Genomic DNA, 22647 nt, shown 5'->3' on the forward strand with positions numbered 1-22647 from the left:
GGTAGCCTTGCTGGCGAACTAGGCATGCAACCTGGCAAAGACGTAACGGTTGATACTATCGACGTAACGTCTGTTGGCGGCGCACAAGAGTCTGTAGCGGTTATCGATGCGGCACTTAAGTACGTAGACAGCCACCGTGCTGAGCTAGGTGCTTTCCAAAACCGTTTCGACCACGCTATCAGCAACTTAGACAACATTAACGAGAACGTTAACGCATCTAAGAGCCGTATTAAAGATACCGACTTCGCGAAAGAAACGACTCAGATGACTAAGTCTCAGATCCTTTCTCAAGCTTCAAGCTCGATTCTTGCTCAAGCGAAGCAAGCACCGAACTCGGCACTTAGCTTACTAGGTTAATCGATTGAAAGGCCACGTTGACCATAAGTATTTTTGATCATAAGCGTTAACGCTAGGCTTCCACAAATTAGCTCGTGGTGAGAGATGAGCGCTAAACAGACCCAGCTTCGGCTGGGTTTTTTATTGCCTGAAATTTGGTGAAGGTGTATTTGGAAAAGTGTAGTGCGGGTAAACAGAAGCAAAAGCGAGATTCCCTATCACGCTTTTTCCTCACTGTAGGGAATGACGACTACAGGGTGGTATTGATCTTCTATTGCTTACCTGAATCGAAGTCTTTAGTCGTCATCTCAGAATCGAGTAGAACGAGATATCAGAGAACTGCTGTTTGTTACACATCACAAGTGTAATTTGATGTATAGGCGAAATGCATTGAATAGCGCTTAATAACGTTTAGTCAAAACCTAGTTGGATAGTAGGGCGCAAACGGTCAGTGTGGTTGTGATTCTTTGAGGGAGCTTGGAGAAGAGTTTTGGTGTGATAGTCAGTATTGCTATCTGAGGTATTGAAAAAAACAGCAGGCACAAAAAACGCCACCCTTAGGTAGCGTTTTCATTAAAGCAGATAAGTAATCGAGATTACTTCGTTACTTTAAGAACTGGAGTTTCGCCAACAGTTACAGAACCAGAAAGCTTGTTCAGCTCCTTGATTTCGTCCATGTTAGAGATAACAACTGGAGTAAGCGTAGATTTCGCTTTCTCTTCTAGAAGCGCTAGGTCGAAAGTGATGATAGTGTCACCAGCTTTAACAGATTGACCTTCTTCAGCTACACGAGTGAAGCCTTCGCCTTTAAGTTCAACAGTATCGATACCGAAGTGAACGAAAAGCTCAACACCGTCGTCAGACTCGATAGAGAATGCGTGGTTAGTTTCGAAGATCTTACCGATAGTACCGTTAACTGGAGCTACCATTTTGTCGCCAGCTGGTTTGATCGCGATGCCGTCACCAACGATTTTTTCAGCGAAAACTACATCTGGCACATCTTCGATGTTTACGATTTCACCAGAAAGAGGTGCGATGATTTCGATTGCACCAGCATCAGCGCTGTCATCAGATACAAGCTTTTTCAGTTTGTCAAACAGACCCATTGTGTCATGCTCCTAACGTTTAGTTTTATTCTGTAGAATATACTATACCAATCTAACAAATTAGACGACTATTTTTAGCCGTCTAACTTTATTAAGCATTTGGCGATTACTGAGTTTTCTCAGCGATGAATTTTTCTACGCAAGCTTCAATTTCTGCAGCTGTAGGTAGAGATAGTGCTTCGTCAGCCATAGCTTTAACTTCAGCGAAGTTAGAGTTACGAATTACCTTCTTAACTTTAGGGATAGAGATACCGCTCATAGAGAACTCATCTAGACCCATACCAAGAAGAAGTAGCGTTGCACGCTCATCACCAGCAAGTTCACCACACATACCAGTCCACTTACCTTCAGCGTGTGATGCGTCGATCACTTGCTTGATTACTGTAAGAACAGCAGGAGATAGTGGGTTGTATAGGTGAGAAATCATTTCGTTACCACGGTCTACCGCAAGAGTGTATTGCGTTAGGTCGTTAGTACCGATAGAGAAGAAAGATACTTCTTTCGCTAGGTGGTGTGCGATTGCAGCAGCAGCTGGAGTCTCAACCATTACGCCGATTTCGATTTCTTCATCGAAAGCTAGGCTTTCAGCGCGAAGTTCAACTTTGTACTCTTCGATTGCTTTTTTCAGTTCACGGATCTCTTCAACAGAAATGATCATTGGGAACATGATACGTAGTTTACCGTGTGCAGATGCGCGTAGGATGCCACGTAGTTGGTCACGTAGGATTTCACGACGATCCAAGCTGATACGTACTGCACGCCAGCCTAGGAAAGGGTTCATCTCTTGTGGAAGGTCCATGTATGGTAGGTCTTTGTCGCCACCGATATCCATAGTACGGATAATCACTGACTCGCCTTCCATTGCTTCAGCTACTTCTTTGTAAGCAACGTATTGCTCTTCTTCAGTAGGAAGCGCGTCACGGTCCATAAATAGGAATTCAGTACGGTACAGACCAACGCCTTCACCGCCGTTACGCAGGATACCGTCACAGTCTTTTACTGTACCGATGTTGCCACAAACTTCTACACGGTGACCGTCTAGAGTTTCAGCATGCAAATCTTTTAGTTTTGCTAGTTCAGCCGCTTCTGCTTCGAAATCTGCTTTGATTTTCTTAGCTTCCGCTAATTCAGCTTCAGAAGGGTTGATGATGATCTTGTTGTTCATCGCGTCTAGCACAAGCATGTCGCCGTTCTTAACTTGCTTAGTGATATCGTTAGTACCAACGATAGCTGGAAGCTCAAGAGAACGTGCCATGATTGAAGTATGAGATGTACGACCGCCGATGTCACAAGCGAAACCAAGAACGTAGTCTAGGTTGATTTGTGCAGTTTCAGATGGCGTTAGGTCGTAAGCTACTAGGATAACTTCTTCATTGATGTCTGCTAGAGATACAATGTTGATGCCTAGAGCATTTTTAACGAAACGAGTACCGATATCACGGATATCAGTTGCACGTTCTTTTAGGTACTCATCATCAAGAGACTCTAGTGCAACAGCTTGCTCTTCGATCACAGTGTGGATCGCGTTGTCTGCGTGCATTTTGTCTTTCTTGATGAGTGCTAAAATCTCTTCTTCTAGCTCTTCATCTTCAAGCAGCATGATGTGGCCTTCAAAGATTGCTTCTTTTTCTTCGCCAAAAGTTTCAAGTGCTTTTTGCTTAACAACTTCAAGTTGCTGAGAAGATTTGTTACGAGCGTCAAAGAAACGCTGTACTTCTGCTTCAACTTGGTCGTCAGAGATAGATTGAGTGTTTAGGACAATTTCATCTTCTTGAAGTAGTAGTGCTTTACCGAAAGCAATACCAGGAGATGCTAGGATGCCTGAAATCATAGCCTTACCTTAGTTGTTCAACTGTAAACGGGAGAGTGTGTGACTTTAAGTCGTCGACTAATGTCGCGCTTATTCCTATCTATTTCGAACAAAGCCACTTTGCTATGCAAAATGGCTTTGAAAGAAGGAGACCGTATTAGTGTAGTTGATCCATAAGAGCAACTAGGTGGTCAACTGCTTGCTGAGCTTGAGGACCTTCAGCTGAAATAGTAACGTTAGTACCTTTTACTAGGCCTAAAGTTTGTAGTTTGAACAGGCTTTTCGCGCTAGCGCTTTTGCCGTTAGAAGTCACTGTGATGTCAGCGTCGAAAGATTTTGCTTCTTTAACGAACTGTGCAGCTGGACGAGTGTGAAGACCGTTTTCTGCTGTGATTTCTACTTGCTTCTCGTACATTTTATATACCCCAATTAATTTATTTTTTGTAAGTTTGTAACCAGATTAGCTTAACTGCTTTAGCCCAAATGCGCTAGAGGCTAGTACGCCATGTTCGTGTTAGAACTTAGACTGGTTATAAATTTTTATCCAGCCATGGTCGTCTTTTGTTGAGTACTCATGACTTTCAGAATTTGTTTATTGCTTCTTTTATTTTGAAGCGAAAAATAAAACAGACCCGATATTACCAAAGGTGGGGCAGGGATCAACAAAAAAGCCCCTAAACGGGGCTTTTTTGGACGAAAAATTGATTTGACCACATATTATTGTTGGTTCTCTTTTTCCGTAAAGATGCCAGCAAATAGGGCTGTACTTAGGTAACGCTCACCAGAGCTTGGTAGTACGGTAACGATAGTTTTTCCTGCAAATTCAGGTAGTTCTGCGATTCTGTTCGCAGCTACAACTGCCGCGCCAGATGAGATACCTGCAAGAATACCTTCTTCTTTCATTAGGCGTTGAGCCATCTCAATCGCTTCTTCAGAAGTTACCGATTCAACACGGTCAATAATCTCTAAATCTAGGTTTCCAGGGATGAAACCTGCACCGATACCTTGAATTTTGTGTGGAGCTGGCTTGATTTCTTCGCCTGCAAGCGCTTGTGCAATGACTGGAGACTCGGCTGGTTCAACTGCTACTGAAGTAATCGCTTTGCCTTTTTCACCTTTAATGTAACGACTTGTACCAGTGATAGTACCACCCGTACCAACACCCGCTACAAACACGTCGATTTCGCCGTCTGTTGCTTCCCAAATTTCAGGGCCAGTCGTCTGCTCGTGAATCTGTGGGTTTGCTGGGTTGTTGAATTGTTGTAGTAGTAGGTATTTACTTGGATCTGAAGCAACAATCTCTTCTGCTTTAGCAATCGCGCCGTTCATGCCTTTTGGTGCTTCAGTCAGCACTAGGTTTGCGCCAAGCGCTTTAAGCAACTTACGACGTTCTAGGCTCATTGACTCAGGCATAGTTAGCGTTAGCTTGTAACCGCGCGCCGCGGCTACGAAGGCAAGAGCAACACCAGTGTTACCACTAGTCGGCTCAACAAGCTCAATACCTGGCTTCAGAGTACCTGCTTTTTCTGCTTCCCAGATCATGTTTGAACCGATACGACACTTAACACTGAAGCTTGGGTTACGAGCTTCGATCTTAGCTAGGACGTTACCTTTGCTTACTTTGTTAAGGCGGACTAGAGGTGTGTTACCAATCGTTAGGGTGTTGTCTTCGTAGATCTTGCTCATGCGATATTCCTTCATTTAATGACAGAACTAAACGTAGTATATCAATCACTTTACCGTCTAGTGTCTTTCGATGTTTGTTCAGCTTGAATTTAGATTAAACAAGTTGAAAAAAAGGTAAAAGGATTAAAAAGTTATATCATATAGATATGTAGCAGAATTGACGCCTATCTTTATTGAAATCAGAACTTCAAAAAGATAGGCGAAACTAGGAAGTATAGGCAGGGTTAAAGACGAGAACTATAGACGTGAGCGTAGGGCTTGGTCTTTAAACTCAGCAACCCACATTGCTGTTGCGCCACAAACGGCAACGGGCATTACAATCAGGTTTAAAATTGGAATGGTCGTGAAAACAGAAACAAGCGCACCGAAGCTGTAGCTCTTACCTTGTTTTTGTTTCAAATTGTTTCTCATGTCATCGAACTTGATTTTATGATTATCGAACGGGTAGTCAGCGTATTGAATCGCTAACATCCATGCTGTGAAGATGAACCATAAAAACGGTGCAACGGTTTGCCCTAGTGCTGGAATTAACAAAAGTAGGAATAAACCGATCGCTTTTGGCAGAACGTAGACAAGCTTGCGCCATTCTCTCGCTAATATACGTGGGGTATCTTTGAGAACATCAAGTAAACCATCGTCATTCACTTTTTTACCGCTCAGTAACTCTTCAACTTTTTCCGCGAGCAAGCCGTTGAACGGTGCGGCAATGAAGTTAGCGAGCGTACTAAAGAAATACGAGAACGTGGCCAAGATGGTTAACACTAGTAATGGCCATAAAATGTATGACAACCACGATAAGAAGCTTGGTAACGCACCAATCCAACCTTCAATCCAAGTGTTTAGGTTGGAGAAGATATAAAACAAGGCACCACCAACGAGTAACACGTTCGCGATAAGTGGCATGAGTACAAACTTACGAATGCTCGGTGACAAAGCGATTTTTATTCCGAAAATAAAATAGCCAAAGCCGGAGCGGGGAATAGATTCAATAGTCATATTTAAATTAGGTCACATGTGAATTTGATTAAATAGCAAACATGTCTAGTGTACTCGACCAAAATTAAGAAAAAAAGCGTGGTGAAAATCACACCATGTAAGGAACTAATTGTATTAAGTTGTTCTAAAACAGTAGCTACTTTTGATAGAGTAGTGAGATTAGCCAAATTAACCCAACTTAGTGACAGCGTGTTTATCGCTAGTTGACTAAGAAAGCTGAGAGCGAAAAATGCAGGAATTGCGATTTGTACTCATTATTGTTGGCGCACTAGCTATCGCCGCATTATTGTTCCACGGTCTGTGGACGAGTAAAAAAGAAGGGAAAGCAAAGTTTGGTGATAAGCCGCTTGGTAAGCTTGATAATGACAGCTTAGATGAAGCAGAAACTATCCCAAACCGTTCATTCGCCCCAGAAGATGATTTTGAGATAATCCGAAAAGAACGTAAAGAACCGGATTTTGCTGTTTCGCCATCTGCGACTGATCCTCTAATCGATTCAGATCCGCTTACAGCGCCACAAGTGAAAGAAGTTCACGAAGACGACATCGAATTGAATGATCTTCCTTCTTTCAGCGTTGAAGACCCAATCAAGGTTGAAAGTGAACCGGAAGAGCTTAAGGAGGAGAAGGTTATTGAGCCTGAAGTTCCAAGCTTTGAGTTGACCGACGAACAAAAAGAAAACCATGCAGGCTTTAAAGAGCAGTACGGTTCGTTTGAAGAAACTTCTGAGACGGTTGATGAGCCACTTGTTCCAAACGAAACGTTCACCCCTGGTGAGCCTGTTGTTGCGAAAGAAGTTGTTACTCCGCAAAGTGCGCCTGTTGAAGAAGCGAAGCCAGACGAAGAACTTGGCTTAGAAGTGATCGTTCTTAATGTTCACTGTGCTGGAGAGATCCCATTCGTGGGTACTGAGCTGTTCCGCAGCATGGAAAACAACGGTCTAACTTATGGTGAGATGTCTATCTACCACTGCTTTGCACAAGCGAGTGACGAACCAAAAGTTATTTTCAGCGTAGCGAACATGATGCAGCCAGGTACTCTAGAACATGACGACCCTGCTGACTTCACGACTAAAGGTATTTCGTTCTTTATGACGTTGCCTTGTTACGGTCAGGCTGATCAAAACTTCAATGTAATGTTGAGTGCGGCGCAGAAAATTGCTGATGATATGGGCGGAAACGTATTGGATGAGTCACGTAACTTAATGACACCAAACCGTTTATCTGATTACCGCAAGCAAATCAGAGACTTTATGACGGCATCGAACGCCTAGCCGTATTGTTTAGCCTTGTAAATAATCTATATTTATAGAAAAGGGCTCCTAAGGGAGCCCTTTTTGATATTTCAATCACGACAGAGAATGATATGAAAGAATCGATTCAAGTTACCTTAGAGCAGTTAAGAGAAACTCTGCATTATCACGCCGTTCGTTATTACGTAGAAGATAGCCCTGAGATCCCTGATGTCGAGTACGATCGATTAATGCAGCAATTGCTAAAGATCGAAGAAGAGAATCCAGAGCTTGTTACGGTGGATTCACCAAGCCAACGTGTTGGCGGTCAGCCTTTAGATGGCTTCACGCAAGTGACTCACGAAATCCCAATGCTTTCTCTAGACAATGCATTCTCTGACGAAGACTTGGATGCGTTCAATAAGCGTATGTCCGATAGAGCACCAACCGCGAACCTTAAAACTTTCTGTTGCGAGCCTAAACTCGATGGCCTCGCTGTGAGCTTGCTTTACGTGAACGGGACATTAGTTCAAGCGGCGACTCGTGGTGATGGCGCAACGGGTGAAAACATCACGGAAAACGTACGTACCATCAGCTCAATTCCACTTAAGTTGCAAGGTGAAGGCTGGCCAGAGCGTATTGAAGTTCGTGGCGAAGTGTTTATGCCAAAAGCCGGCTTCGATAAGTTGAATGAGATGGCTTTGAAGAAAGGCGAGAAAGTCTTTGTTAACCCACGTAATGCCGCCGCAGGTAGCCTACGTCAGCTTGATTCTCGTATTACAGCGAAACGTCCGTTAGCTTTCTACGCATACAGTGTCGGTGTTGTTCAAGGCGCTGAGCTATCAAATAGTCACTACCAACGCTTCTTACAGCTTAAAGGCTGGGGCTTACCTATGTGCCCTGAGACTAAGCAACTGACCTCTCTTGAAGACGTGAAAGCCTATTACCAAGATATTATGACTCGTCGTGATGCTCTGGCTTACGAGATAGATGGCGTTGTTATCAAAGTCGACGACATCGCGGCTCAAGAAGTGCTTGGCTTTGTTGCTAGAGCGCCACGTTGGGCAATTGCTTATAAGTTCCCTGCTCAAGAAGAGATTACACTGCTCAATGACGTTGAATTTCAGGTAGGCCGTACTGGCGCTATTACGCCGGTTGCTAAACTAGAACCTATCTTCGTAGGCGGCGTGACGGTTAGTAATGCCACTTTACACAATGCCGATGAGATTGCTCGTTTAGGCGTGAAGGTAGGCGACAGCGTTATTATTCGCCGAGCTGGTGATGTAATTCCACAGATCGTTGCGGTTGTACAAGATCGTCGTCCTGAGACTGCGAAAGACATTGTTTTCCCTGATGCTTGCCCTGTATGTAGCTCTGCGGTTGAGCGTGTAGAAGGCGAAGCGGTAGCGCGTTGTACCGGCGGTTTAGTGTGTCAGGCGCAGCGTAAAGAAGCCCTTAAACACTTTGTTTCTAGAAAGGCGCTAGACGTTGATGGACTGGGCGTGAAAGTAATTGAGCAGCTTGTGGATCGTGAAATGGTCGAAACACCTGCTGATTTATTTAAGCTAAGTGCTGGCGTGATTACTGTTCTTGACCGAATGGGGCCTAAATCGGCACAGAACGTCGTGAGCGCGCTGAATAAAGCCAAAGACACGACCTTAGCGCGTTTCCTCTATTCACTCGGTATTCGTGAAGTCGGTGAAGCGACAGCGATGAACCTAGCGCAACACTTTAAGACGTTGGAACTGGTTCAAGCTGCAACTCATGAACAGCTAGTGGAAGTGTCAGATATTGGTGACATCGTTGCTAGCCACATCACCAGTTTCTTCTCACAAGAGAAAAACAGAGCGGTTGTTGATCAGTTAATCGAGCTTGGTGTGAACTGGCCTGTGATCGAAGAAGCTCCTGATGACCAAGAACTGCCTTTGGAAGGTAAAGTCGTTGTGTTAACAGGTTCATTGTCGCAATTAGGTCGAAGTGAAGCTAAAGCTGCGTTACAAGCATTAGGTGCGAAAGTGACGGGTAGCGTATCGAAGAAAACGGACATCTTGTTTGCCGGAGAAGCTGCGGGTTCTAAATTAACCAAAGCACAAGATTTAGGTATCGAAATAAGAACCGAAGAAGATCTAATAGCCCTTATTTCGTAAGTAAATACAGATAAAAAAAGCTCAAAGGCACTTCTTTCAAGGGAGTGCCTTTTTTGTTTCTGATATAAAAATGAGGGCTTTTTAATTGTTGAGAATTTTGTTCCTATACGAACTCTAAAATCAGGACAGTGACGCTGCTCAACATTAATGAAATACCATTGTAGTTGTATCAAAAATGCGAGTCACTTCTATTTTTACAAGAGCGCAATCCATTCAAGTGGTTGATATTTATTGTTTTTATTGTTTTTGGTTGTGAGCTTTACAATTTATCGATCTGGATCACTAAGTACCTACTAAATTTGCACCAACTCATATTTTTTTAGATGAAAATTAAGTTCTCATTGATCTTTTTGAGGGCGAAGTTAGTCTTAATGCCATGGATGCACACGATGTGTATAACCAGAAAGGAAATAGAGAATTCAGAGTTTAGGGTTCTCAAACAAGAAAAGGTATTTCTCTCTACGGCGGCCAACTTTAGGCGGGGAATATTCAAACAGCTATATCCATTTTTAGGAGTTTTATTCCATGGAAAACAAAATTTTCAAACGTACTCTACTAGGTGCATCTGTTGCACTTTTATCGACAGGCGTAATGGCGAAAGAAGTTGGTATCAACTCTGACTTCAACGTTGACGTTTACGGTGTTGCAGCTATCTCTCTAGTGAACTACAACACAACTGACAACAATGACTCTAGCTCTGGTTACGCAGTAGAGAACGAATCTCGTATCGGCTTCCGTGCTCACAAAGATATGTTTGAAGACGTTACTATCACAATGCAGATCGAATCTGGCTACGTAGATAGCACAGACTGGTCTCACGGTGGCGTTTCAGGTGGTGTTCTAGGTTTCCGTGATACGTTCGTTGGTGCTTCTGGCTCTTGGGGTAACCTTCGTGTGGGTCGTGTTCTTACACCACTATACGAAATCGTCGACTGGCCATTCTCTAACCCTGGTTTAGGTTCTGTATTCGATTGGGGCGGCATCAACGGTCACTACGATCGTCAATCTAACCAAGTACGTTACGATTCAGCTAAATTTGGTGGTTTCTCTTTTGCAGCTTCTGTTGGTCGTGATGATAACGACAACGGTGGCGGTGCAGCGACTCGTGATGCAAACTTTGTTGGTGCAAGTGCTAAGTACAGCTTCGAAAAAGTAACATTCATGGGTGCGGTTGAATCTGGTACTCGTGTAGTAGCGGAGACTGGTGGTGAGTATGTTGTAGCTCAAGAAGACATTAAAGATGCAAACGGCAACGTAACTACGCCTAAAGGTGAAATTTACCTAACTGATACTGTAGCTGGTTACGATGACGATACATTCGCATACATCGTAGGTTTTGAAGCTAGTCTACCAGCTGGTTTCGGTATCGCAGCAGCATATAAAGGCGAAGAGCTAGATAACGGAATCCGTAAAGTGACTCAAGATTCTTACTCAATCATTGGTCAATACTGGAATGGTCCAATCGGTTTCAAACTAGGTTACGCAGCTAACCTTGAGTCTGAAACAAATGGTTCTAAAGATGCTAACTCAGACAGCAACACTATTTCTGGTCAGCTAATGGCTGTTCATAACGGTTTCGTACCTTACCTACGTGTAGCGGGTCGTACTGTTGGTGACGCTGATACAGATATCGTAACTCGCGTTGGTCTTGAGTACGGTTTCTAAGCTAGAATCTTTAGCTTAAACAGTTAGATAAAAATCAAAACGCTGGTAAATTTTGTTTGCCAGCGTTTTTCCATAGTGAACATAAGGAATTAGTCATAATGAATAAAGTTAGTGTAGTTGTATTATCATTATTTTTGGGAGCTTGTAGTTCACTCGATTCACAAAGTAATTTTGCAGACTCAGTTGCAGATGTACAGCCAAAAGGTGGTTACATTCAAGTGACTGGACAATCTTATGTAGCGGAAAGTAAAGCGAACGTCGGTGCTGATATCCTGAAATCGTCACTTTACTTTACATACAACAAAGAAGTAACACAGAACTCGGCTCCAGAATCTTCAATTATCATGGATGTGAGTTACTTCCAGAGCTATAAAGAATACGAAACCGTAAGCTTTTTTGGAAAGACGATAGACCTTGAAGAGAGACAGGTTCCAAGAGAGAGCTGCAGCGAACACTGCACAAAGACTCAATATATTGAATTTCCATTGAGCGAAGCTGACATTCAGCAAGCAAGAGAAAAGAACTTAGAATTTACACTTGATGGACAAAACTCAGTAATGAGTACAACTTTCATTGTGCCGAAAGCGTATATCGACACAATCTATAATGGCGCAAATAATCATACAGCTATCGCTGTTGCTCCAGTAGCGGTGCCTGTTGCGGCTGTAGTTGCTGAAGAACCAAAAGCATCACAAGCACAAGAGATGGTGAATTACTGGTATGGTGAAGCAACCAAAGAAGAGCAAGCTGCAGTGACAGATTGGGCATTCAAGAATCGTAAGAACGCGAACCCAGCACCACTAGAAGGCTCAAAAGAGATCGAAATGGTTTCATACTGGTTCAACAAGCTAGATAGTGAAGAAAAATCTCAAACTATTATTTGGTTGTTAGAGCAAGAGTAAGCCTTTAACGTTACGCCCTAACTATGTTTTTCAACCGCAGTATTGTATAACAACAGTACTGCGGTTTTTCATTTTAGGCTTACAGGTAAGATTGTGAATATTGGTGAAGTAGCGAAGCGTGTTGGTACAACAGCGAAATCCATTCGTTTTTACGAAAGTAAAGGCATGATGAGTCCTCCACACCGTTCAGAAAACGGCTATAGGCAATACGGCGAGATTCACATCGAACAGTTGGAGTTTGTACTAAGAGCTAAAATGGTTGGATTTACCCTTGATGAGTGTAAAGCACTAGTTGATTTGGCAATGAACCCCGATAGAGAAAGCTACGAGGTAAAAAAGAAGGCAACGCAGAAGTTAGACGAAATAGAGTTGAAGCTTGCTGAATTAAATAAGATGAAAGCTCAACTGCAATCTTGGGTTCATGATTGCCCTGGTGATGCTTCAACGGAATGTCCTATCTTAAACAATTTATCTGGCCGCAGTTAGGTTATGTCAGCTAAAAAGAATCGTCAGGCCGCAATTACATTACTAGCCTGACTTTAGTCTCCTATCACAGCACTTTTCCGCCGTAATGTTTACAGATCAGCAATGGTACGTGAGTGACTGCATTACCATCTGAGCATTTTACAATTGGCCCCATGTTTCCGTTACCAGGAGACTGACTGCTCGCGAGAGCACTTCCGAATGATAAGCTGAAAATAGCCGTTAGAATGATTAAAAAATGTCTCATACAAACTCCATTAGGTTTATCTCTGATTGAGATAAATGAAAGTATGGACAAGGGAAAGAAAATTTCAAAAAATGGACGGACTTAACATTTTTAATAATTATAATTAAGCGAGAGTCAGGCTAATTATTCATATATATCTTGGGCAAGAAATCTGGCTTTCTTATACCTTTTTAGCTTAATCAAACTTTTTAGCTTTACGAAATAAGAACTTATTTTTTTTTCAATTCAATCTATCGCAATGATAATTCGAATATTATTAAGGTTCAAAAATAGAAAAAGCCTGCATTTATTGAAAATGCAGGCTCCATATAGCACTTGATTATAAAGGTTCTATTATTAGAACTATTCCGTCTAAAGCGACAATCTTAATTTCGGTGCCTGATGGGATATCTTGACTCGCCTTTGCAGACCAAGAAGAGTCACCGAACTTAATTCGACAGCTACCTTTCTTTACGTCTTCACTTAGAATAACGGTTTGACCTACCAGTTGCTTTTCTCTTTGGTTTAACTCTCGCCCTGCATCCGATTGCTTGTCATTCGAGAGTTGTCTTCTCCACCACAACCAAGTCGTGATAAGTGAGAAGCTTGCAAAGGACAGCCATTGCATCTGCCAACCAATTGGTAGAGCACCCAAAAGTGCACCGACCAACATGGCAGATATGCCTATCCATAAAAAGTAACCAGCGGTTCCAACCAGTTCAAGTGCAAGCAGTGCTAGACCAAATGCCAGCCAGTGCCAGTGGTTTACTTGTTCTAGTAATTCGACCATAAGTTAGTCCTTACTACCTTTGTCATTCTTATGTGCAAACATCTCTGCAATACCAGCCACAGAACCCATTAGGCCTGTTGCTTCAAGCGGTAGCATGATGATCTTGCCGTTTTCTGCTTGGCCAATTGATTTCAGTGCGTCGGTGTAGCCTTGTGCAATAAAGTAATTTACAGCTTGCATGTCGCCTTGAGCAATCGCCGTCGATACCATTTCTGTCGCTTTCGCTTCTGCTTCTGCAGCACGTTCACGAGCTTCGGCTTGAAGTATTGCAGCTTGTTTTTCACCTTCCGCTTTCAGGATTTCTGACTGCTTGTGACCTTCTGCTTTTAGGATCTCTGCTTGTCTTACGCCTTCTGCTTCTAAGATATCAGCACGTTTGTTTCGTTCTGCCTTCATCTGAGCATTCATTGCAGCGGTAAGATCGGCTGGCGGTTGTACGTCTTTAATCTCAATACGCGTAACTTTTACGCCCCAAGGATTAGTTGCTTCATCGACGATGTTAAGCAATTTGGTATTGATCATGTCACGCTGGCTGAGCATTTCATCCAGCTCCATCGAGCCAAGTACAGTACGGATATTGGTGAGGGTTAAGTTACGGATCGCGTGCTCAAGGTCATTTACTTCATAAGCTGCTTTAGGGGCGTCGATAACCTGAACAAAACACACCGCATCAATAACTACGTTCGCGTTGTCTTTAGAGATGACTTCTTGTGCTGGGATGTCGAGTACACGCTCCATCATGCTGATGCGCTGTCCAACTTTATCAATAAATGGAATGATTAAGTTAAGACCCGGTTTGAGAGTATGTGTGTATCGTCCGAAGCGTTCAACGGTCCAGTTGTTGCCTTGTGGAACGGTTTTTACACCAGCGAAGATAAATAACAGTGCGACGGCAGTAAAGACGCCAATAGTAATCAAGGTATCAATAGGCATACAAAGTCCTTTGCAAGTTTAAGTTTTTGAATGTTTATTACTCATACTGGCGCATATTTAAAGGCGGGGCAAATTTATAAATGAGAAATGGGCCATAAAACATTGATTTTATGGCCCATTGTGATGTTTTACATTCGAAAATCTAATAGGTGGATTTGATTGAATTTAGATTTGATAGTTAACTTACGACTCAGCTGTTACAGAACCTGACTAGTAAAGCAGAGAGTACAACTGTCGACGGTATTTACTCGCAACCGCGTTACCTTGTCCAAGCGCACTCAAGATATCCATGAATTCTTTCTTCATGTCACCATCGAGAGTATTAAGATCTTTTGCTAGGAAAGACCACAGTAGATCCATTGCTTCTTCGCTACGGTTCATTTGGTGGTATTGCAGTGCTAATTCAGAGGCCGTTTTAGCATCGCTTGGGTTTTGCTGAAGAGCGGATTCTAGGGCTTGAATCTCAGGGCTGTCTGCTGCCTGTTTATGAAGTTCAAGCTTCGCAACTAAGCCTTTGTAGTAATTATCTTGGTACTCAAGAGGGATGGTTGCTAGCTGAGTTTCAGCAAGGTCAAACTGTTGTGTTTCTAACAAACACTCTGCTATCGCCAGTCTTACTTCACCTTTGCTTGTAAGCTCAGAAGGAAGTTGCTGCATTGCCGCTAGAGCTTGAGTGTGATCGCCTGCTTGCATTAACTCAAGAGCTTGGCGCAGCGCGAGTTCATCTTGACTAGGAAGGTGTTTGCTTAGCATCTCTACAATCGCGTCTAAGCTTTGAGGACCACCCAGTCCATCGACAGGTTGACCGTTAACAAACAGTGCAATCGTAGGCAGTGCTTGAACACCAAACTGGCTAGCAATCGCTTGTTCTTGCTCGCAATTCAGTAGGGCCAAAGTAAAAGCACCGTTGTATTGCTGAGTTAATGTTTGGAGTTCAGGAATGACTTGGGCGCTCTCTTGGTTCATTGGTGCCCAAAAATGGATGAGTACAGGGGTCTGCATCGAACCTTCTAATACTTGACGAAAGTTCTGCTCATTAAGTTCAACAATATGCGGAGATTGCATTTACGTTCCTTGAGGTTTGTTTTGTGGATACGTTGCAAATATGGGGTGAGAAGTCGGTAACTTCAAGATCTAACTCAGTTATCTCAGATAAAAAGCGCTAAAAATAGAAAAACGCCATGCTTCGATGTTGATAGAGTTGTTATCTCAACACGGAAGACACAGCGTTCTCATTGAGGTGGCCAGTGAGGTATTACTTAAGATATTCAAAACAGAATAAACAACGTAATAGCCAAACTCACACCTACCCAATTAAGGCGGTTTAAAGTCATGAAATATCCAGAAGTAGCTTCATCAATTGGGAATAATTGATGAGATAGCCTAAATCATGACATCTTATTGTTACGAATAAATTACATCGTTACATTAAAGTTTGCGACTGTGCATTCAAAGTTACTCATTTATGCTGCTTTTCTTAAAATAGGGTCTAGCAAGCGGCTTGGTAGGAGTCTTTTTAACACAGCGAATACCTTGGTTGGTGTCGTAACTCGGTACCTTAACTTAGGTTTATCGGCAGTCAGCGCATGAAAAACGGGTTCAATGCAGCTTGCAGCAGGCAGGACAAAAGCGTTGTTCGACGACTCTTTTTCAAGTCGGTCTTTTTGCTGTTGGTAAGCTTCTTGGTGGACACTGCCAGAAATGTTGATCCATTTATTGAACGCTTTCAGGGCGTTGGCTCTAAACTGGGTTTCGATAGGGCCGGGCTGAAGTAATGAAATGTGTATACCGCTGCCATGTAGTTCTAAACGTAGAGTATCAGTCCAACCTTCAATAGCGAACTTTGAAGCGTTGTAGGCGCCGCGATATTTCATAGCGGCGAAGCCTAACACTGAACTGTTTTGTACGATTCGGCCTTCGCCACGTTCACGCATATGCGGAAGGATCTGACAAACAAGATGGTGCCAGCCGAAGAAGTTGGTTTCGAATTGCTCTCTGAGGCCTTGAGTCGGTAAGTCTTCTAGCGCCCCCGCTTGGCCGTAAGCACCGTTGTTGAATAATCCATACAACCCGTCAGGTGCGAGTTCAATCGCAAGCTTGGCACCATTTTCAATACTTTCTTGGTTGGAAAGATCGAGTTGAATGCAGGTGAGACCTTCATCTTGAAGGCGTTGAACATCTTGTGGTTCACGACAAGATGCAATGACATGAAAGCCGCGCTTTTGAAGTGCATGGGCACATGTATAGCCAATACCTGTTGAGCAACCGGTAATAAGAATCGACTTGTTCACACTTAATCCTTTATTAGAGTCTCTATCGCTCTAGGGTAAAGAATTAGTCTTGATGTTGTAACAAGTTTTTTAATGCAGGTTCGATCCTAGAGTAACTAAAGTTGAATCCCGTTTCAGTGAGCTTCTTCGGTTTGGATCGAATGCTGTCAAATAGCAAACAAGATGATTCTCCCATCAGAAGCGACATAGCCCATTTCGGAGTGAACAAGAAATGCGGTCGGCGTAGTTGCTTGGCTAGTGTGCTGCTGAACAGTTTATTGGTGACAGGGTGCGGAGCACACATATTAAACTCCCCTTGAGCGTGAGGAATCGACAATAAGTGGTTAATGGCTCTCACCATATCAAGCATGTGAATCCAAGGCATGTATTGTTCCCCAGAGCCTAATGGGCCGCCTACTCCGAGCTTGTACGGCATAAGCATCTTCTTGAGTGCACCGCCATTTTCTCCCAATACAATCCCCGTTCTGAGTAGTATCACTCGCGTGTTATCTGATTGAGCTCTCTTAGCTATCTCTTCCCAGTGAGCACACACTTTATGAGGAAAGCTTTCATCCTCCACTCGTAATGATTCATCAAACGGATGTTGTTGTTGGTCACCATAGTAACCTACGGCTGACCCGCTAATAAAAGCTTGTGGTGGGTTGCTACTGGCCTGAATTAATTCGACCAGTTTTTCAGTGATGTGCCAGCGACTATTACAGATCCTCTCTTTTTGCTCTGTACTCCAACGCTTATCTGCAATCGGTTCACCTGCGAGGTTGACTACAACGTCAAAATCATTGAGATCACTGAGCTCATCAAGGGATTGAATGTAATGAAGATTGTTCTGGTTGAGGTGATTTAGGTTTTGTTTCGCATTTTCAGGACTCCGCGTCAGCAATGTTACGTCGTCAGTGTTCCAACTCTTGACCAATTCAGAGCCAATAAATCCAGTACCACCCGTTAACAATATCTTCATACCAATCTCCCTATTAAACATAATTATAGACACGGCTTGTTTTTAATCGCCAATCAATACGAAAAAATCACTATAACGATCAGTTGGTTTCAATAGTGTGATCCCCAAATTACGCCTTTTTAAATTTAAGAATGAGTGAAATAAAATTCATTTGGCTAGGAAGTATACCGCTATCACACTTATGGGTTTTACTCGGATATGTTACCAACTGCGTAATATTTATCACATAAGGAATGATAAGGATTTGCCATGATTATTAGTAACTCATAATCAGCGACAAGGAATTGCGATGACGGCGGTGCTTGCTTTGTTTCGAGCCATGTTAGGTAGCCTGAGAGATCTATTGCCGATCGTGGCGGTGATCGCTTTTTTCCAGCTTGCTGTCTTGCAAGAGCCACTTCCTCATCTGTTATCAATTCTAACTGGCTTAGTGCTGGTGGTGTTTGGTCTGACTTTCTTTATCTTTGGCCTTGAAATGGGGTTGTTCCCGATTGGCGAATCGATGGCTCAAGCTTTTGCGCGAAAGGGCAGTGTGTTCTGGCTATTGACCTTCGCTTTCTGTTTAGGTTTTGGTACCACCATTGCCGAACCTGCGTTAACCGCAGTGGCGGCCGAAGCCGCGGAAGTGGCCGCCGAGGGAGGCGTCATCCCTAATACGTTAGATGAAATGGAAGAATATGCAGATGGTCTGCGTTTCACCGTAGCATTGTCTGTCGGTATCGCTATTTTACTTGGGGTGCTGCGAATCTTAAAAGGTTGGCCAATTCAGTACATGATCATCGGTGGCTATATTGGAGTTGTGGTGCTTACTGCATTTGCTCCGGAAAACATTATTGGGATTGCGTATGACTCTGGTGGAGTGACAACATCGACGATCACCGTTCCGTTAGTGACGGCATTAGGAGTGGGGTTAGCCTCGGCGATTAAAGGACGAAATCCTATGATTGATGGCTTTGGATTGATTGCATTTGCTTCGTTGTTGCCGATGATGTTTGTCATGGTTTATGGGATGGTGGTGACATGATCAGTGTGCAGCAATTTGTCGACACCTTTTTAGGTACCGTGGTGGATGTAATTCCGATTGCGGTTATCATCTTTGGTTTTCAGTTGGCGGTATTACGTAAGCCTGTGAACAATTTAGCTAAGGTGCTGATTGGTTTCTTTTACGTCATCCTTGGTTTGTCTCTTTTCTTGATGGGATTGGAACTTGCACTGTTTCCCTTGGGAGAGACGATGGCCATGCAACTGACCGAGCCAAGTTTCCTGACTGAGTTTAAGGTCAGCTCTGGCCTTACGTTGGTTTGGTTTGACTATTATTGGGTTTATCTTTTTGCATTCTGTATTGGTTTTAGCACCACAATCGCCGAGCCTTCGTTGATTGCTGTGGCAATTAAGGCGAATCAAGTCTCGGGCGGCAGTATCAGTGTTAATGGGCTGAGAATCGCCGTGGCATTGGGTGTCGCTATTGGTATCTCGCTTGGAAGCTATCGGATTGTTGCTGGAGACCCGATCCATTACTACATCATTTTTGGTTATGTCGTCGTGGTCATTCAAACCTTTTACGCCCCAAAACTCATTATTCCATTGGCCTATGACTCGGGCGGTGTAACCACATCAACGGTGACCGTCCCTTTGGTGACAGCGCTCGGGCTTGGGCTTGCTTCAACCGTACCAGGAAGAAACCCTGTCATTGATGGTTTTGGATTGATCGCTTTTGCCAGCTTATTTCCCATTATTTCAGTGATGAGCTATGCCCAAATAACACAATGGTTAAACCGTTTACACACCTCTAAGGAGAGCAAAGATGCGCTTTAAACTTATCTTAGCGTTTGTAGAAGAGAGCAAGACAGACAGTGTGCTCGATGCCGCGCGTGATGCGGGCGCAACCGGAGCAACCGTGATTAATAATGCCAGAGGGCAGGGCTTAAACCAAAAAACTACCTTCTTTGGCTTAACGTTAGAGGTGCAAAAAGATGTGTTGCTGTTTGTCGTCGAGGAGCATCTAGCAAGGCATATTCTCGAAAGAATTAGTGACGTGGGTGAGTTTGACCAAGAATCGGGACAAGGTATAGCAGTGCAGATCGATGTCGAAGATGCAGTCGGGGTAGCACACCAAGTCGAGACATTAACTAAGGTTGTGGAGGATGAACTATGAATACCAATGACAAGATTCGAGTCAGTGACGTGATGGCAAATACCTATGTGATTATTGATGGGCTAACCACAGTGTTAGAAGCGATAGAGATGGCTAAGAAGCATAAAGTGAAAGCCATCATTGTCGATAAGCGCCACGAAGATGACGAATACGGCATCGTATTGATGAATGATATTGCTAAGAAAGTACTGGCTAAGAACCGTTCTCCGAAGCGAACCAATGTTTATGAGATCATGACCAAGCCAGCGCTAAGCGTGTCTGCTGAGATGAACGTAAAATACTGCGCTCGCCTATTTGAACGCTTTGGTATCAGTCGTGCGCCAGTCGTTTGTGACAACAAGATAGTCGGTATGGTTAGTTACAATAATATCGTAATCAACGGTATGGCGAGAGATGACGTGTAGCATTTTGATACGTACAATAGGCTGATAAATTTTATGGAGAAGTACGTGTGAAATTATTTTTTGCTTCAGACCTACACGGTTCGCTGCCAGCAACAGAAAAAGTATTAGAGCTATACCAAGCCTCTGGTGCACAATATTTGGTTCTATTGGGTGATATTCTGAATCATGGTCCAAGAAACCCGATCCCAGAGGGATACAACCCGCCGGCGGTTGCAGATAAGTTGAATGCGTTTTCTCAAGAGATCATTGCCGTTCGTGGTAACTGCGATAGCGAAGTGGATCAGATGTTGTTGTCTTTTCCAATGATGATGGATTACTCGTGGGTGCTATTAGAATCAGGCCAACGTATCTTCCTAACCCATGGTCATTTGTACAATACCAATAAACGCCCTGCGCTGAAGGCAGGCGATATTATTGCACACGGCCATACTCATATCCCAGTTGCTGAATACCAAGATAATATCTTTATCTTTAACCCTAGTTCGGTGACATTCCCACGAGATGGCCACGCAGCGAGCTATGGTATCTATGAAAACAATACCTTCAAAGTTATTAGCCTTGAAGGTGATGTTCTCGTGAGTGGCCAGCTTTAAACCATTGGATCGGCGGTTAAAGGGCTTATTTTGAGTCTACGTGGCCGAGGTCTCTGTCTGGAGCAATGATATTTCGCACTCTTTGTTTCAGAACTTTCGCCTCAGGAAAGCCGCCATCTGCTTTTCTTTCCCAGATTTGCACACCATTGCAAAAGATTTCGAACCTGCCTCCTGTGTCTGGATGTAAACTGACTTGTTCAATTTCTTCACTGAAGGTATGCAGTAGCTCTTGGCATAACCAACTAGAACGAAGCATCCAATTGCATTGACGGCAATAGTGTATGGTGATTGTTGCTCTAGTGATAGGGGAAGCTGTTTGATCTGACTCTGTACTCATGGGTAATCCTTTTAAATGCGAGTAAATTCTTAATACCAATATCACTGTATCAATGAAAAAACAGATGCTAAGCGTAATAAAAAAGGAGCATCATGCTCCTTTTTTATTACTATGCCGTAAAGAGCTATTCGATTTTAGTTCGAAAACAATACGGTAGAACCATGATTTAAGCTAGTCAGTAACAGTGCCTTCGGGTTAACAATGTCTATGCGGCGGCTTTGCTCTGCGTCCATCTTAATGACTTGAGTGATAAGCTCTAGTTGCTCTTCTGAAAAGTCTTGGCGCTGAGCCGAAGTCACATCTTTAAACTCTGTTGGCGAAACCAGTAAGTAGTTATCGTTAATATCCCACTGACCCGTTTCAGAGATGTTGATGACATTCGCAGGCTCAGTTTGATTACCGTAAAGTCTAACCACTGACATTCTCAAATATGTACCATTTGGCAGGTACTTCGCATTCGATGATAGTTCAACTCTACGAAGTGGGCCGATTGAGTCAGCTTGCTTGTTATCGCTAATCAGCGTCACCATCTTAGATTGCCATTCATGCTGAGTGAGCAAGCGCTCTACTTTTGCATCGCTGCCCCAATACAACCAACCACTCAAAAATGCAGATAGAACCAGTAAAATAATCGATACTTTTAATTTCATGTTACTGACCACCGTTACAAATGTCGTTTACATCCGACTGGTTTGCGTAAATTCTTAGAGTTACATTTTCGCTTGAGTATTCTTGCGGGTGAATGTAGTTGAGGGCAAGGTTATTGGTTTGCCCACCTGTTGCAATCACTTCAGTCGGCTTTAGCATGCCAGTGTGATTCGTGTTGTAACGTAATACACACTTCTCTATCGCTGGCAGCCAACTGCTAAGATCTGGGTGGTTAATCGGTGATTGAACCTTTACGCCATCTATTTCAGCCAATGTTTTGAACTCGGACTCTGCCGGGTTGGTAAACGTCAAAACGAGAATTGGCATGATGAAAGCGGCAAGCAGTAACCAAAATGTTAGCCACTTATTGGTGTTTTTAGCGGGAGCCGTAACAGGAGCGGTTGCTGGTTCTAGTTCTACCTTGGTCTCTTGAACTTTTGCAATTGGCTCTGATTCAACCGTTTCAGTGATCGTTTCTTCAGTCGCTGCAGGCGTTGCAAACGTCAAGATAGGTTCTACGTCATTTTCGGTAATTTCAGCAGCTACTGGCTGATCATTTGATGAAAGTGGGGCAGAGCGCTCAACGGTTGCAATAAATTGATAACCGCGTTTAGGCACGGTCTTTACGAATTCTGGAGATTTGGTCGAATCTTTCAGCATCTTTCTTAGTGTCGATACTGCTTGCGTTAAGCTAGAGTCATCAACCTCAAAGCCTTGGTCTCGCCAAACATACTCGTGTAATTCATTACGAGTGATAACTTCATTGGGTCTTTCTGACAGCATCAGGAGAATGCGGCTTTCATTGCTGCCAAGGCGTACGACTTCGCCGTCGCTCATTTGGTCAACAAGTGAGTTGCTGTTTGGATCGAAGACAAACCGCTGTGCGAGAATAAACTTTGTGCCGATATTGCTCATTGAATTCTTCTACTTTTGGATGATTTGGGGTGCGA

At 43.4% G+C, this 22647-nt stretch carries 25 protein-coding genes; 11 read left to right on the top strand and 14 right to left on the bottom strand.

Going from position 1 to position 22647, the window contains the following annotated elements:
* Positions 1–357: flagellin (locus tag CWO13_RS04720; RefSeq protein ID WP_258186364.1), on the top strand; the 357-nt coding region annotated here is incomplete at its 5' end.
* A gap of 575 nt (positions 358–932) precedes the next feature.
* On the opposite strand, the gene crr is transcribed toward CWO13_RS04720, so the two are convergent.
* The 5 genes from crr to cysZ all read right to left on the bottom strand — a co-directional run bounded on the left by crr (position 933) and on the right by cysZ (position 5934).
* On the bottom strand, positions 933–1442 hold the full coding sequence (gene crr, locus CWO13_RS04725) for a PTS glucose transporter subunit IIA (RefSeq protein ID WP_004737851.1): 510 nt from the start codon (positions 1440–1442) through the stop codon (positions 933–935).
* Between the two features lie 106 nt (positions 1443–1548).
* Positions 1549–3273 carry a phosphoenolpyruvate-protein phosphotransferase PtsI gene (gene ptsI, locus CWO13_RS04730; protein ID WP_108019955.1) on the bottom strand — a complete coding sequence of 575 codons (1725 nt, stop codon included), beginning with the start codon at positions 3271–3273 and terminating at the stop codon, positions 1549–1551.
* A gap of 136 nt (positions 3274–3409) precedes the next feature.
* Positions 3410–3667: an HPr family phosphocarrier protein gene (locus CWO13_RS04735; protein WP_004734263.1), complete on the bottom strand. Its 258-nt coding sequence runs from the start codon at positions 3665–3667 to the stop codon at positions 3410–3412.
* A gap of 302 nt (positions 3668–3969) precedes the next feature.
* A complete protein-coding gene (gene cysK, locus CWO13_RS04740) occupies positions 3970–4938 on the bottom strand; it encodes a cysteine synthase A (RefSeq protein ID WP_060982183.1) in 969 nt (322 codons plus the stop codon).
* Between the two features lie 237 nt (positions 4939–5175).
* The gene (cysZ, locus tag CWO13_RS04745) at positions 5176–5934 is read right to left on the bottom strand and encodes a sulfate transporter CysZ (RefSeq protein ID WP_108019956.1); all 759 of its coding nucleotides are present in this window, start codon (positions 5932–5934) and stop codon (positions 5176–5178) included.
* 229 nt (positions 5935–6163) lie between these two features.
* Between cysZ and zipA the strand changes: the two genes are divergently transcribed.
* The 5 genes from zipA to cueR all read left to right on the top strand — a co-directional run bounded on the left by zipA (position 6164) and on the right by cueR (position 12365).
* Complete coding sequence (zipA, locus tag CWO13_RS04750) at positions 6164–7207, top strand: cell division protein ZipA (protein ID WP_108082619.1); 1044 nt, start codon at positions 6164–6166, stop codon at positions 7205–7207.
* 92 nt (positions 7208–7299) lie between these two features.
* Positions 7300–9312: an NAD-dependent DNA ligase LigA gene (ligA, locus tag CWO13_RS04755; protein WP_102432765.1), complete on the top strand. Its 2013-nt coding sequence runs from the start codon at positions 7300–7302 to the stop codon at positions 9310–9312.
* A gap of 525 nt (positions 9313–9837) precedes the next feature.
* Positions 9838–10977, top strand: a complete 1140-nt coding sequence (locus tag CWO13_RS04765; RefSeq protein ID WP_048660875.1) for a porin — start codon at positions 9838–9840, stop codon at positions 10975–10977.
* Between the two features lie 98 nt (positions 10978–11075).
* A complete protein-coding gene (locus CWO13_RS04770) occupies positions 11076–11879 on the top strand; it encodes a DUF2057 family protein (protein ID WP_048660874.1) in 804 nt (267 codons plus the stop codon).
* A 93-nt stretch (positions 11880–11972) separates the two neighbouring features.
* Positions 11973–12365, top strand: a complete 393-nt coding sequence (gene cueR, locus CWO13_RS04775) for a Cu(I)-responsive transcriptional regulator (RefSeq protein ID WP_048660873.1) — start codon at positions 11973–11975, stop codon at positions 12363–12365.
* Positions 12366–12429: 64 nt separating this feature from the next.
* Here cueR and CWO13_RS04780 read toward each other — a convergent pair whose 3' ends face one another.
* The 6 genes from CWO13_RS04780 to CWO13_RS04805 form a co-directional block, all read right to left on the bottom strand.
* The gene (locus CWO13_RS04780) at positions 12430–12609 is read right to left on the bottom strand and encodes a hypothetical protein (RefSeq protein ID WP_017061927.1); all 180 of its coding nucleotides are present in this window, start codon (positions 12607–12609) and stop codon (positions 12430–12432) included.
* Positions 12610–12928: 319 nt separating this feature from the next.
* On the bottom strand, positions 12929–13378 hold the full coding sequence (locus CWO13_RS04785; RefSeq protein ID WP_048660872.1) for an NfeD family protein: 450 nt from the start codon (positions 13376–13378) through the stop codon (positions 12929–12931).
* A gap of 3 nt (positions 13379–13381) precedes the next feature.
* On the bottom strand, positions 13382–14311 hold the full coding sequence (locus tag CWO13_RS04790) for an SPFH domain-containing protein (RefSeq protein ID WP_017063395.1): 930 nt from the start codon (positions 14309–14311) through the stop codon (positions 13382–13384).
* 210 nt (positions 14312–14521) lie between these two features.
* Positions 14522–15376: a co-chaperone YbbN gene (locus CWO13_RS04795; protein WP_102432771.1), complete on the bottom strand. Its 855-nt coding sequence runs from the start codon at positions 15374–15376 to the stop codon at positions 14522–14524.
* A gap of 398 nt (positions 15377–15774) precedes the next feature.
* On the bottom strand, positions 15775–16602 hold the full coding sequence (locus CWO13_RS04800) for an SDR family oxidoreductase (RefSeq protein WP_102432772.1): 828 nt from the start codon (positions 16600–16602) through the stop codon (positions 15775–15777).
* 43 nt (positions 16603–16645) lie between these two features.
* Positions 16646–17560 (bottom strand): TIGR01777 family oxidoreductase, encoded by a 915-nt coding sequence (locus CWO13_RS04805; protein WP_102432773.1) that lies wholly within the window; start codon positions 17558–17560, stop codon positions 16646–16648.
* A gap of 289 nt (positions 17561–17849) precedes the next feature.
* On the opposite strand from CWO13_RS04805, the gene CWO13_RS04810 reads away from it, so the two are divergent.
* The 5 genes from CWO13_RS04810 to yfcE are packed head-to-tail and all read left to right on the top strand — an operon-like array spanning position 17850 to position 20712.
* Positions 17850–18584, top strand: coding sequence for a DUF1538 domain-containing protein (locus CWO13_RS04810; RefSeq protein ID WP_048660868.1), 735 nt, complete (start codon positions 17850–17852; stop codon positions 18582–18584).
* Entirely contained in the window at positions 18581–19375 is a 795-nt protein-coding gene (locus tag CWO13_RS04815) for a DUF1538 domain-containing protein (protein ID WP_102479480.1), read from the top strand. Before CWO13_RS04810 ends, CWO13_RS04815 begins: the two co-directional genes overlap by 4 nt.
* The gene (locus CWO13_RS04820) at positions 19365–19715 is read left to right on the top strand and encodes a P-II family nitrogen regulator (RefSeq protein ID WP_048660866.1); all 351 of its coding nucleotides are present in this window, start codon (positions 19365–19367) and stop codon (positions 19713–19715) included. Before CWO13_RS04815 ends, CWO13_RS04820 begins: the two co-directional genes overlap by 11 nt.
* On the top strand, positions 19712–20119 hold the full coding sequence (locus CWO13_RS04825; RefSeq protein ID WP_048660865.1) for a CBS domain-containing protein: 408 nt from the start codon (positions 19712–19714) through the stop codon (positions 20117–20119). Before CWO13_RS04820 ends, CWO13_RS04825 begins: the two co-directional genes overlap by 4 nt.
* Before the next feature lie 47 nt (positions 20120–20166).
* Entirely contained in the window at positions 20167–20712 is a 546-nt protein-coding gene (yfcE, locus tag CWO13_RS04830; RefSeq protein WP_102432776.1) for a phosphodiesterase, read from the top strand.
* Positions 20713–20737: 25 nt separating this feature from the next.
* On the opposite strand, the gene CWO13_RS04835 is transcribed toward yfcE, so the two are convergent.
* The 3 genes from CWO13_RS04835 to CWO13_RS04845 form a co-directional block, all read right to left on the bottom strand.
* Complete coding sequence (locus CWO13_RS04835; protein WP_048660863.1) at positions 20738–21049, bottom strand: SelT/SelW/SelH family protein; 312 nt, start codon at positions 21047–21049, stop codon at positions 20738–20740.
* Between the two features lie 134 nt (positions 21050–21183).
* Positions 21184–21699, bottom strand: a complete 516-nt coding sequence (locus tag CWO13_RS04840; RefSeq protein ID WP_017066005.1) for a regulatory protein ToxS — start codon at positions 21697–21699, stop codon at positions 21184–21186.
* Between the two features lies 1 nt (position 21700).
* Positions 21701–22612 carry a transcriptional regulator gene (locus tag CWO13_RS04845; protein ID WP_048660862.1) on the bottom strand — a complete coding sequence of 304 codons (912 nt, stop codon included), beginning with the start codon at positions 22610–22612 and terminating at the stop codon, positions 21701–21703.
* Between the last annotated feature and the right edge of the window lie 35 nt (positions 22613–22647).

Source organism: Vibrio sp. ZF 223 (assembly GCF_003050585.1).
Lineage (GTDB): Bacteria > Pseudomonadota > Gammaproteobacteria > Enterobacterales > Vibrionaceae > Vibrio > Vibrio crassostreae.